This window comes from Actinophytocola sp., assembly GCF_049647105.1.
Classification (GTDB): Bacteria; Actinomycetota; Actinomycetes; order Mycobacteriales; family Pseudonocardiaceae; genus Actinophytocola.
This window is the reverse complement of sequence record NZ_JBARWZ010000099.1, coordinates 1-11614: the sequence shown is the minus strand read 5'-3', so window position 1 is coordinate 11614 and position 11614 is coordinate 1. Positions and strand designations below refer to the sequence as shown.

At 67.9% G+C, this 11614-nt stretch carries 13 protein-coding genes, 3 tRNA genes and 1 pseudogene; 9 read left to right on the top strand and 8 right to left on the bottom strand.

Features of this window, described 5'->3' with window-relative positions; translation table 11 throughout:
* Positions 1–106: 106 nt before the first annotated feature.
* From WBA97_RS12325 to WBA97_RS12310, 4 genes and pseudogenes are all read right to left on the bottom strand, one after another.
* Entirely contained in the window at positions 107–382 is a 276-nt protein-coding gene (locus WBA97_RS12325; RefSeq protein WP_424230895.1) for a trehalase-like domain-containing protein, read from the bottom strand.
* A 111-nt stretch (positions 383–493) separates the two neighbouring features.
* Positions 494–1786, bottom strand: a complete 1293-nt coding sequence (locus WBA97_RS12320) for an SLC13 family permease (RefSeq protein ID WP_424230894.1) — start codon at positions 1784–1786, stop codon at positions 494–496.
* A 13-nt stretch (positions 1787–1799) separates the two neighbouring features.
* Positions 1800–2246 (bottom strand): CBS domain-containing protein, encoded by a 447-nt coding sequence (locus WBA97_RS12315; protein ID WP_424230893.1) that lies wholly within the window; start codon positions 2244–2246, stop codon positions 1800–1802.
* Between the two features lie 277 nt (positions 2247–2523).
* Positions 2524–2658, bottom strand: a pseudogene (locus WBA97_RS12310) (DUF6008 family protein); the annotation flags it as partial.
* A 192-nt stretch (positions 2659–2850) separates the two neighbouring features.
* On the opposite strand from WBA97_RS12310, the gene WBA97_RS12305 reads away from it, so the two are divergent.
* The 9 genes from WBA97_RS12305 (at position 2851) to WBA97_RS12265 (ending at position 9751) form a co-directional block, all read left to right on the top strand.
* Positions 2851–3390 (top strand): hypothetical protein, encoded by a 540-nt coding sequence (locus WBA97_RS12305; RefSeq protein WP_424230892.1) that lies wholly within the window; start codon positions 2851–2853, stop codon positions 3388–3390.
* Entirely contained in the window at positions 3387–3782 is a 396-nt protein-coding gene (locus tag WBA97_RS12300) for a nuclear transport factor 2 family protein (RefSeq protein ID WP_424230891.1), read from the top strand. Before WBA97_RS12305 ends, WBA97_RS12300 begins: the two co-directional genes overlap by 4 nt.
* A gap of 23 nt (positions 3783–3805) precedes the next feature.
* Complete coding sequence (locus tag WBA97_RS12295) at positions 3806–4477, top strand: winged helix-turn-helix transcriptional regulator (protein WP_424230890.1); 672 nt, start codon at positions 3806–3808, stop codon at positions 4475–4477.
* Positions 4474–4914 carry an ATP-binding protein gene (locus WBA97_RS12290; protein WP_424230889.1) on the top strand — a complete coding sequence of 147 codons (441 nt, stop codon included), beginning with the start codon at positions 4474–4476 and terminating at the stop codon, positions 4912–4914. The genes WBA97_RS12295 and WBA97_RS12290 overlap by 4 nt, the downstream gene beginning before the upstream one ends.
* A 44-nt stretch (positions 4915–4958) precedes the next feature.
* Positions 4959–5681, top strand: coding sequence for a response regulator transcription factor (locus tag WBA97_RS12285; protein ID WP_424230888.1), 723 nt, complete (start codon positions 4959–4961; stop codon positions 5679–5681).
* Complete coding sequence (locus WBA97_RS12280; protein WP_424230887.1) at positions 5678–7042, top strand: HAMP domain-containing sensor histidine kinase; 1365 nt, start codon at positions 5678–5680, stop codon at positions 7040–7042. Before WBA97_RS12285 ends, WBA97_RS12280 begins: the two co-directional genes overlap by 4 nt.
* Positions 7039–7242 carry a hypothetical protein gene (locus WBA97_RS12275; RefSeq protein WP_424230886.1) on the top strand — a complete coding sequence of 68 codons (204 nt, stop codon included), beginning with the start codon at positions 7039–7041 and terminating at the stop codon, positions 7240–7242. The genes WBA97_RS12280 and WBA97_RS12275 overlap by 4 nt, the downstream gene beginning before the upstream one ends.
* Positions 7243–7371: 129 nt before the next feature.
* A complete protein-coding gene (locus tag WBA97_RS12270) occupies positions 7372–8565 on the top strand; it encodes a cation:proton antiporter (protein WP_424230885.1) in 1194 nt (397 codons plus the stop codon).
* A 181-nt stretch (positions 8566–8746) separates the two neighbouring features.
* The gene (locus WBA97_RS12265; RefSeq protein ID WP_424230884.1) at positions 8747–9751 is read left to right on the top strand and encodes a tyrosine-type recombinase/integrase; all 1005 of its coding nucleotides are present in this window, start codon (positions 8747–8749) and stop codon (positions 9749–9751) included.
* Between the two features lie 14 nt (positions 9752–9765).
* Here the strand turns inward: WBA97_RS12265 and WBA97_RS12260 are convergent.
* The 4 genes from WBA97_RS12260 to WBA97_RS12245 all read right to left on the bottom strand — a co-directional run bounded on the left by WBA97_RS12260 (position 9766) and on the right by WBA97_RS12245 (position 10548).
* A tRNA-Val gene (locus WBA97_RS12260) sits at positions 9766–9840 on the bottom strand.
* Position 9841: 1 nt separating this feature from the next.
* Positions 9842–9913 (bottom strand) — tRNA-Cys (locus WBA97_RS12255).
* 44 nt (positions 9914–9957) lie between these two features.
* Positions 9958–10030, bottom strand: a tRNA-Gly gene (locus WBA97_RS12250).
* 92 nt (positions 10031–10122) lie between these two features.
* Positions 10123–10548 carry an SsgA family sporulation/cell division regulator gene (locus WBA97_RS12245; protein ID WP_075123646.1) on the bottom strand — a complete coding sequence of 142 codons (426 nt, stop codon included), beginning with the start codon at positions 10546–10548 and terminating at the stop codon, positions 10123–10125.
* Between the last annotated feature and the right edge of the window lie 1066 nt (positions 10549–11614).

Genomic DNA, 11614 nt, shown 5'->3' with positions numbered 1-11614 from the left:
CACGGCAGGCACGGGCACCTCGGTGATCACGTAGCGTCAGAAACTTCATGATCACCTACGCCCGTGCCTGCCCTCGTCCGGGTCACCCAAGATCAACTCAAGTGATCTACTGCCGGAGCCTCTTAGGCAACCTCACCGGACGGCAGGTTGTCTCGGACTCGAGGACCAACGTGCCCGGCCGGTAGCGGCGCCGGGTCACCCGGCCTCCCCTTTCGGGGCCAACCGTCCAGCTACCGCCCCGGTCACCACTCGTGAGCGCGGCGAAACACGGCATGGAGTCGAACCGAGGTACGCACAGCCAGTCGAGACCGCCGGAGCTGTTCACGAGTGCGATGGTGTGGAGGTCGCTGAGGAGCGCGTAGTCGCCGGGGTGCTCGGTCATGCTCGGCTTCCTGGCGCCCGCCGCCGCTGGTGAGGTGATCGGACCTCTGTCTACCCCATCGTCGGAACCCTGTGCGCGTCGTGGCGTAGTGGTAAGGCGATCGCAAGGTCCTCAGGCGAGGACGAAGTAGCGCAACCAGAGGTAGGGCGCCGCGAGTGTGATGGTGATGACGGTGACGATGGCGCCTTTGCGGGTGAAGTCCCAGAAGGAGATGGGGTGCTCGGCGCGTTTGGCGATGCCGAGCACGACGACGTTGGCGCTGGCGCCCACGGCCGTCATGTTGCCGCCGAGGTCCGCGCCGAGGGCGAGGGCCCACCACAGCGCTTCGGCGTGGGTGGGGTTGGGGATGCTGTTGGACAGTTCCAGCACCAGGGGGCTCATCGTCGCCACGTACGGGATGTTGTCGATGATGCCGGACAACAGCGCGGACACCACGAGGACCAGCATCACCGCGAGCAGCGCGTTGCCGCCGGTGGCATCGGTCGCGGCCTGTGCGAGGGTGCCGATGACACCGGTCTTGACCAGCGCGCCCACCATGATGAACAGGCCGGCGAAGAAGAGCAGGGTCTCCCATTCCACGCTGGCCAGGTAGTCCCGGGGCTGCGAGCCGGAGAGGAGAACGAGCGCTCCGGCGCCGAGCAAGGCGACGATGGACGGTTCGATGTGGTGCACCGAGTGGGTGACGAACGCGGCGAACACCGCGAGCAGGACGACGCCGCACTTGATCAGCAGGCCGGTGTCCCGGATCGCTTCTCGTTCGTTCAGTTCCATCACGTCGGCCGCCCGGTCGGGGTCGACGCTGAACGAACCGCGGAACAGCCACGGCAGGATGAGCGTGAACACGACCAGCAGGATCGCGATGATCGGTGTCATGTGGACGAGGAAGTCGTTGAAGTCCAGTCCGGCGCGGCTGCCGATGATGATGTTCGGTGGGTCGCCGATCAGCGTGGCCGCGCCGCCGATGTTGGAGGCGAGTACTTCGGCGATGAGGAACGGCACCGGGCTGATGTCGAGCCGGTCGCAGACCAGCAGGGTGACCGGTGCGATCAGGAGCACTGTGGTGACGTTGTCAAGGAACGCGGAGGCCACCGCGGTGATCAGCACGAGCAGGACCATCACCCGCAGCGGGGACCCCTTGGCGCGCTTGGTGGCCCAGATCGCGGTGTACTCGAAGACGCCGGTGCGGCGCAGGATCCCGACGATGATCATCATGCCGAGCAGCAGGAAGATGACGTCCCAGTCGATGCCGGTGTCGTGGGAGTAGAAGGCGTCCTCGGAACCGACCACCCCCAGCGCCAGGATCAGACCGGCACCGGCGAGTGCGGCGGCGGTCTTGGGGATCCGCTCGGTGGCGATCAGGAGGTAGGCCACCACGAAGACGGCGATGGCGATACCGGTGCTCATGCCCGCCACCGGTCTACTTCGGACCGAGCGCCAGCTCCAGCAGCCGGGAGGCGGTGATCACCCCGACGAGTGTGTCGCCGTCCATCACCGCGGCCAGCGGGCAGCGCAGTCGCGCCATCACGGCGGCCACCTCGACGATCGTGTCGTCGTCGTTCACCACCGCGAGCTCGGGCGCGTCCGCCGGGAGAAGTTGCCGCACCTTCTTGCCGCGGAGCTTGTCCGCCACGCGGTCCGCCATCGACTCCGACAGCACACCGGCGAGCGACGGATCGTCCTGCACGTAGCTGGGGACGAGGATCCGCACCACCTGTGACGCGGGCAGCACCGCTTCCGGGCGCCCGTCGTCTCCCATCACGACCAGACCGGGCAGCCGGTGCTCGGCCAGCTGGGTCACGGCTTCCCAGGCATCGGACTCGACCCCGATCACCGGAAAGTCCTCGGCCATCTCCTTGGCATGCATGACCGAAGGCTACGACCAACCGACCGAACCCGCGCGTGTCGGTGGTTGCGCTCCGCATGAGAACCTCGGGGGTCGGCGATCCCCCGTCCCCGGCCGGGAACGGGACGCCGACCAGACTTCCCGGCACACCGCTCCCCAAGATGCCGTAAAGATCGTCACGAGGCAAACCCAGCGACCCGGAGTGCGGCAACTGGACTACGCAGCGACGTGCAAACGCTGACGAACCCGGCGAAACGAACCGGCACAGGTGGCCGAGATCAGGCGGCGTTTCGCGCCAGAGGTGGTACACCGCGATCCCGAAGATCACCGAGCCGACGACGTTGGCGACGGAGTGCCACCAGATGCGGTAGGTCCACAGGCCGGGGCGCCCAGCGTGTCGAGCACCGATGCCGGACCATCCATCATGTCCCACCTCCCGCGACGATCACTCTTCCCCGACGGTAGGCAGCCTTGCCACGTCGCCGGTATCGATGGCGTGCGGTGTTCGCGACGGAGGGGCTGTGGGACGCGGATCGTAAGGTGGCTGCAAGGCGTGCCCTTGCGGTTGCCTGACAACTGGACGCATGGCCGTCCGAACCGCGGTACGGCAAGGACAATCGACTGTGTGAGAACCGCGCAGCAGCCGAACCTGTCACCCGACCGCACGTCAGTGCGCGGCAACCGGGTCTGCCCGACTGCGGTGGCCACGGAAGTGCTCCTGCTCCAGCCACGCGGCGAGGTCGAGTCGTCGGCTGCCTGGCCGCTTTTCGTCATGGTCGTCACCGAGCCGACCGGGACGTCCCGCCAGCCGTTGTTCGACCTGCTCGACCGGCGCGGGCACGCGGACGAACCGCTGGTCGTCGCCGTGGAAGCGGTGTGGTCGGTCCTCGACTCCGCCAACGCGCTGCTCGCCATGACGGTGCACGCGGCGGACCCGGTACCCGTCGACATGAGGATCGTGCTCCCCGCGGCTCCGGTAATGGACATTCTCGACATGGTGGCGCGGGGGGCTCCCCTCGGCGTCACCACCCGTGACCGCGCGGAGCGGCTCCGTGGCCGGTTCGACGTACAGGCAGCCCTGCGTGACGTCATGCTCCTGAGCTGCCCGCCGTCGGCCACCCTCACCGATATCGCTGACGCCGTGCGCACGGCCAGGGAGGTGTGACCGCCGTGGTGACAGAGGAACTGGTGGCCATCGAAGAACGGGCGTGGTCCGCGCTGACGTCCGAACAGGACGCGGCGGAGTACTACGAGCACGTGCTGAGCCACGACATGGTGATGGTGCTGCCGGGCATGGTGCTGGCGCGGGCGGAAGCGCTGGAGTCGTGGATGGGCAGCGTGCCGTGGCGTGACTTCGAGATCGAGGACGCGCGGGCGGTGTGGCTCGACAGGAACGCGGCGTTGCTGACCTACCGCGCGACCGCGCGCCGTGCGGAGGACACCGCGAGCTATCGCGCGTTGTGCACGAGCGTGTACCGGATGCCGGACGGGCGCTGGTGGCTGGTGTTCCAGCAGCAGACACCGCTGAGCAACAGCATGGGATGTGCCGGGTCGTGACGGCGGTAGGTGGGAGGGAAGGCATGTACCGCTACGCACAGCACTGCCCGGTGGCACGTGCCGCTGAGGTGCTGGCCGAACCCTGGACGGTGCTCGTGTTGCGGGAGCTGCTGCGCGGGGGCGAGCGGCGGTCCGACATCGCGGCGGGTGTGCCGGGGATGTCGGTGAGTCTCCTCACGCGGCGGTTGCGCACGCTCGTCGGACACGGCCTGGTCGAGGAAGTGCCGGGGCGTGGCGAGAAGAAGTACCGTCTGACCGAGGCGGGACGGGCGATCGGGCCCGTGGTTGACGAGCTCGGCCGGTGGGGTCAGCACTGGCTGGCTCCGCCCGCGCTGGCGGACCTCAATGCCGACCTGCTCCTGCGGGACATCTGCGTGCAGATGGCCGACCGGTTGCCGGACCGGCCGCTCACGGTGGAGGTCAAGATCACCGACGCTCCGTCGGCGGGCCGGTGGTGGCTCCTGTTGGCGCCGACCGATGCTGTTGTCCAGGACACCGCACCTGCCTGGCTGCCCGACGTGCGGTTGGTGTGCACGCTCAGTGGACTCGCCGGTGTGTGGTCGGGGAAGCAGCGATTCTCGGACGCGGTGCGCGAACAGACGGTCGTGTTCGCCGGACCGTCCGACGCCGTCCGGTCGCTGGTCACCTGTATCGGTGTCGACCGGTACGTGGACGTGGTTCGGGAGCCGGTGTGACCGCACCTGCCGCAGGCGACCAGGCAGTGCTGATCATTCCCTCTGGCGTTGGCTCAGCGGATGACCTTGTCCGGGTATGGGTTGCCTTCGCGCTGGACGGTGTGCCCCTGGTACCTCGCCTGCGTACGGAGCTCGTCGTGGAGGAACTGGTGTCCAACGCGCACCGGCACGGCGGGCTGTCGTGCGTGTTGCGGCTGTCCCTGGACGACTCGCACCGCTTCCTGCAGGTCTTCGTCGACGACTCCGGCGTCGATGACGGTGCGGACTGGGTCGCGGGCTCCGGGTTGTCGCTTGTGGACGGTCTCACATCACACTGGTCGGTGGAATGGCGGGCCCGGGGAAAGACGGTGTGGGGTGAGATCGGAGTGGGTATGCGCATCGAGGCCATCAATGCGCCACCGCAACCACCGCCCCAACTCTGGCCCGGTCGGGCGTGAGCGACGAGAATCGCGGTCGATGAACCACGAGGTGTGACGCGGAGATGACGACCATGACGACCGGCGCGACCCTGCTGCTCGTGGAGGACGACGCCCGCATTCGCGAGGCGCTCCGCCTCGCGCTGACGGACGAGGGGTACCGGGTGGTCGAGGCCGCCACCGGCGAACAGGCACTTGCCCTGTTGACCTCGGACCGTTCCGAGCCGGACGTGGTGCTGCTCGACCTGATGCTGCCGGGCATGGACGGGCTCGTGGTGTGCGAGCGCATCCGGGAACGCAGTGACCTGCCTGTCATCATGGTGACCGCGCGTACCGGGGCGCACGAGGTCATCGCCGGGCTGGAGGCCGGGGCGGACGACTACGTGACGAAACCTGTCGACGCTGGTGAGCTGAGTGCACGGATCCGCGCGCTGTTGCGCCGGGTCAGAGCCGGGGCCGGCGAGCCCGCTGTGCTCGAGCTGGGCGACCTGGTCGTGCGCGTCGGTGAGGGGCGCGTACTGCGCGGTGCCGACGAGCTTCCTTTGACGAAGACGGAGTTCCGGCTGCTGTGCACCCTGGCCGCGGCACGCGGTGCGGTGGTGACCCGGGAGCAGCTGCTCGAACGGGTGTGGGAGTACGGGTACTTCGGCGACACCCGGCTGCTCGACGTGCACGTCCTCCGCCTGCGGCGCAAGATCGAACCCGACCCAGGGAACCCGACCCACGTGCTCACTGTGCGGGGTGTCGGCTACCGCATCGGCACGTCAGACGGTGGTGCGGGCAGGTGAACCTCCTGAACCGGCTGCCCCTGCGGACCCGGGTCATGGCCTGGTTCAGCCTCGTGTCCTTCGTGGTGGCAGGCGGGCTCGCCCTCGCCACCTGGCACCTGTCCACGGGGTACATGGTCGATCAGCGTGAGCGCAGCGCGGTCGCCCAGGCCACCGGCAACGCCCGGCTCGTCGAAGCGCAACTGCGCCGCGACCCGGGTGGGCTGTCGGAGCTGATGACCGGGCTGAGCGCCGAGGTCGAGTCCGCGGTGCTGCTGGTCGACGGCGGCGACTGGACCTCCGGCGGCAACCGCGTTGACCCCCGCAGGCTGCCTGCCGTGTTCCTGGACACCGTGCGGGGCGGTCAGGCCGCGCACCAACGGTTGTTGCTCGACGGCGTCCCGGTACTCGCCGTCGGGCTGCCGCTGCCGGACCAGTCCGCGACCTACGTCGAGGTGTCGCCGATGCGGGAGCTGGACCGTACGTTCCGCTTCCTGAGCTGGCTCCTCGTCGCGGGCACGATGGTCAGCGCGCTGGCCGGTGCGCTGCTCGGCCGGTGGGCCGCCACCAACGCGCTGCGCCCGTTGCGGCGGGTGACCGCGGCCGCCGCCGAGGCAGCGCGCGGTGATCTGGGGGTGCGGCTGCCCGTGACCGGGGACCCGGACCTCGTGCCGCTCGCCGAGGCGTTCAACGACACCGCGGAACGCCTGCAGCAGCGCGTCGCGCGGGACACCCGGTTCGCCGGTGACGTGAGCCACGAGCTGCGGTCGCCACTGACCACGATGCTCAACGCCATGGCGGTGCTGTACCGCCGCCGCGACGAACTCCCGACCGGCTCGCGCAAGGCGGTCGAACTACTCGACACCGACCTGCGCCGGTTCCGCCGGATGGTCGACGACCTGCTCGAGATCTCCCGGTCCGACCAGGACAGGTCCACACATGAACTGGTCGATCTCGCGGAACTCGTCCGTGTCATCACGGTCCACCACCAGCCGCTCCCACCCGGAGTGTTGGACGTGGCCGCGCACCCGTGGATCACCGGCGACCGGCGCAGGCTCGAACGGGTCGTGGTCAACCTGCTCGACAACGCGACGCACCACGGCAACGGGCTCGTGCGACTCGGTATCCTCAGCCGCGACGGGCAGGCACGCATCGAGGTCGACGACGCGGGCCCTGGCGTGCCGGAGGGCGCGCGGGAGCACGTGTTCGAACGCTTCGCCCGCGGCTCCCCGTCCGGCAGGGAAGCGTCGGACAGCGGCGCCGGCCTGGGCCTGGCGCTGGTCACCCAGCACGTCCGCGACCACGATGGCCGGGTCTGGGTCGAGGAACGGCCAGGTGGGGGCGCCCGCTTCGTCGTGGAGTTACCGGAGGTGGCCGGGTGAGGCGGTGGGCGGTCGTCGTCTGTGTGCTGGCCGCGTCGGCGTGCGGTGTCAGCGCACAGGACGAACCGCAGATCATCAAGGAGAGCACCCAGCCACCGTCCACCGCGACACCCAGCTTCGAGACCGAGACCGAACCTCCCTTCGGCAGTCCGGCCACGACGACAACGATTCCGGCCTCGTCGAGCACCCCGGCGGGCTGAGGGCTCGCGGCGAGCGGTTTGCGCGAACGAGGGTCTGTACGGCATCTTTGCGCAACGGAGCGCCGGGAAGTCTGGTCGGCACACTCACACAGGACGTGTGGGTCGTTGAGTGACGACTGAGGTGTGTCGATGGCGCTCGTGTTGGCGTTCGGTGTCGTGCTGCTGGTCAGCGTGTCCCTGTCGGGGGTCGCGGCCAGGACCGTGCTCTCCACCGCCCTGATGTTCCTGCTCGCCGGAGCCTTGATCGGCCAGGGCGGCTTCGGACTGGTCGACATCCCCTCCGACGGACCGTTCGTCACGGGTCTCGCTGATCTCGCCCTGTTCACCGTCCTGTTCGTCGACGGTCAACGCGCCGGGCTGCCCGCGTTGCGGGACGGGTGGCGGCTGTCCGGACGGGCGCTGGGCCTTGCGATGCCGCTCACCATGGTCGGCATTGCCCTGCCCGCGCACTACCTGGCCGGGCTGGACTGGTCGACCGCGTTCCTGATCGGCGCGATCCTCTCGCCCACTGACCCGGTGTTCGCCTCCGCCATCGTCGGCCGTGAGGACGTGCCGCTGCGGCTGCGCAGGTTGTTGAACGTCGAGTCCGGACTCAACGACGGCCTGGCGCTGCCGTTCGTGCTGATCTTCATCGCCACCGCCACCAACTCCGAGACCCACCTCGGGGAGGTCGCGCTCGAACTGGTCGCCGGTCTCGCGCTGGGCATCGTCATCCCCGCCCTGATCGTCCTGGCCTGGCGGTGGCGGATCCTCACCGCCGAGCCACGTCTGCAGGCGCTGGGACCGCTGGCCACCGCGGTGATCCTCTACGCCGCGTGCCATCTGACCCACGCCAACCCCTACCTGGCCGCGTTCGCCGCCGGTTCCATGATCGCCACTCTCGACCGCGTGTCCGCCGAACGCTTCGAACACTTCGGCGACCTGCTGTCGGAGACGACGAAGTTCGCCGCACTTCTTGTCTTCGGCGCGCTGATCACCCCGGAACGCATCTCCGATCTCACCTTCGGAGACTGGGCGGTGGCGGTGATCGCGATCCTGCTCGTACGCCCGGCCGCCATGTTGCTCTCGCTCCTGCGCACCACGCTGCCCGCTCGTGAACGTTCGGTGGCGGCCTGGTTCGGCCCGAAGGGCTTCGCGTCGGTCGTCTACGGGCTGCTCGCCGTCCAGGCGGGCATTCCGTCGGGAGATCACGTCTTCGACCTGGTCGCTGTCACGATCGCCCTGTCGATCGTGCTGCATTCCTCCACCGACGTACCGGTCGCCAAAGCACTGCGGGTAGAACCCCCGGACAACCTGCCCTGCGGCTGTCAAGCCGCCTGCTGACCAGACTGGTCCTGCGCATCGTCGACACCGCCGAACACGTCTGGGCCTGGTCACGCTGGCGCCGCCGACGACAACACCAAGCCCGACTCAGCCACTACAAACGACGCGGCCACCCACTCACCTAACTGCCGTTGCAGTATCAAGTGCGCCACGAGCGCGGAAGGTGAGGTCGGATAGGTAGGTGACCTTGCTGGATGTGGGTGTGGGGACGTGGGCGAAGTACGACTCGCATCTGCGCAATCACATCCTGCCCCGGTTCGGCGAGGTCGAGTTGGGTGAGATCGGGCGGATGACGGTGAAGGCGTGGGTTAAGGGCCTGCGTCGGTCGCTGGCGGAGCCGACCGTGCTGGATGTGGTGTCGTTGTTCTCGACGATCATGAACGAAGCGGTCGATGAGGGGTTGATCGGAGCGAATCCGTGTCGTCGGTTGCGGATCAACACCGGTGGCGGGGATGAGCGGCCTATCGCGGCACCGGGGCAGGTGTCGTTGATGGCGGGGCGGGCGCGGTTGATGGACCGTGTGATGATGATCATGGCCGCGTACGGTGGGATGCGGTGGGGTGAACTCGCCGGTCTGCAGTGGAGCCGGGTCGACCTGGACCGCGGCCAGCTGACTATCGACGCCAAGGATGGGGCCTTGCATGAGGTCGGTGGAATCTTGCCGTTGGGGCCGCCGAAGACCAAGGCCAGCGTCCGCACCGTGTACCTGCCGCCGTTCCTGGTCGAACTGCTCACCGACCTTCGAGAGTCACATCCCGGGGCCCGGTATGTGTTCACGGCGGTCGAGGGCGGGTGGCATCGGCGGGCGAACTTCCGGCGACGGGTCTGGCTACCTGCTGTCGCTGGTGACACCAAACGCGGCTGGGACCCGATCGCGCCCGGTCTGCATTTTCATGACCTGCGCCATACACACAACACGTGGTTGATCGAGGACCACGTGCCGGACGTGCTGCGGCACCGCCGGATGGGGCACCGGCAGAAGGGTGTGTCCGGGATCTACTCCCACGTCACCCCGCCCATGATCGCCGCCATGCTCGACGGATTGCAGCGGCGGTGGGAGCAGTATGGGAGCACTGATGCGGGTGACCACTACCTGGACGCAAGTGTGGTCAAGATCAGTTGCTCCCATATTGCTCCCACAACACAGAAACGACCTGCCGGTGATGATCACCAACAGGCCGTCTGACCAGCATATATAACTGGTGGGCGATACTGGGATTGAACCAGTGACCCCTACCGTGTCAAGGTAGTGCTCTCCCACTGAGCTAATCGCCCGAGGCGGCGGCGGGAATCGAACCCGCGTACAGGGCTTTGCAGGCCCTTGCCTAAGCCACTCGGCCACGCCGCCGTGGCTACCGCGTGGAGTTGGGGGTTATGGGATTCCCCTTCTCGAGCGGACGACGGGATTCGAACCCGCGACCCTCACCTTGGCAAGGTGATGCGCTACCAGCTGCGCTACGTCCGCGAAACCTGGGGCTGTGGAACGGATTCCGCGTCCCCTTGGCGTGAGCGAAACTCTATCCGATGCCCGAACCGACGATCACAGGGGGGTCCCTGTCATGTCAGGTCGGTGGAGATGAGGTGCGTCAGAGCCTCGTCGACATCCACCCAGAGGTGCTCGTTGCCCGGGACCACTACGTCGTACGTGCGGTCCAGGAAGTCGGCGAGTTCCTGTGCTGACGCCTCGAACACCGCGTGCCCGGACGGCGAGCTCAGCTCGATGACGACGACCTCGGGGTCATCGACCGCGGGCCGGATCCTGACGTCGCCGTTGCCGGCTTCTGCGATGAGCCCATCGGCGAGCAGGTCGCGGGCGAAGACCCACTCGACCCACCCTGCCCGGCCGGTGCGGAAGGCCGCGACAACGGCATAGGGATCGCGCGTGTCGTAGCGCAGTTCAACCTTCACGGGAACCGCGGGTGTCCGCGGCGCCAGTAGGTCGAAGACCGCTGTTGAGCGGAGCGTTACGTGGTCGTTGCGCATTGTCGCTACCCCTTCTCTCCCTTCCCAGTCGGCAAACGACTGAGTCCCTGCCTTTGTGACGGCTGGAGGACCCCTTTCGATCGCACAACCCTCGCAGTTCACCCGTCTGGGTCAGCAGTTCAGCGGAGCGCACTCGGTTCGCGACGCTTCGTGAACCGGAGTCACCTGCCGTTCGCATCTTGGCAAGGATCGCCCGTTCCCCGATAGCACCGTGGCCCGAATGTTGCTCGCGCCCTTCGGCAACTTACCTCAGGGTAGGGCCACGCAACCCGCAGCGAACCAGAATTTTGCCTAACCGGACACCAACTTGAGTCGGGAAAGAACTGGGCGCCACACCAGCGTGAACTACCGGGGGACACGGGCTGATCCATACGGGTGATCGATAGTCCAACCAGGACGATCCTTGTCTTGGTGGTGATCAACACCGACCTGCCGCGACCCGTCTTCGAGTGGCGGGCGTCCACCCCATTGGAGGCCTATAGGCACTCCAAATGGGTGATTTCGACGACACGACAACAACGTTCAGTGGTAGTCCAACTACCCGCATCGGCGCCTGCGGATGCGATAAGGCGTCTGACCAGCCAAAAAGCGACGACTCCTCGCCTCTGTCGCGCGAACGGCTCCGTCGATTGCCGGACGATCCGACAACTACCGCGACTTGTGAGCTGCAACACATGGTTGGCCGGAGGCAATTGCCGCCTCCTGGGGAGGCTCGGGTGGCAATGGGGAGAGAGCGCGGTAGGAGAAGGCGGAGACGCGCGGGCGAGGTGGGAGGGGAGGCGGCCGAGGGGGATCGCGGGGGTGGCGTGAGGGGAGGTAGCGCGGGGAGACATTCGGGAGGAGGCGAGGCGGGGTGTGGTGGGCAAGGAGACGCGAGGCGAGGCGGGTGGGCGAGGGAAGCGGCGTGAGGAGAGATGGGCGAAGGGAGGCGGTGCGAGGGGAAGTGGGGCGAGGGGAAGTGGGGCGAGGTAGCACGAGATAGCGCGGCGAGAAGCGGGTGAGGAGACGCGGGGCGCGGGAGGCGGAGCGGGGAGAGGGGAGGCAGCGGGGAGGCAGCGGGGAGTGG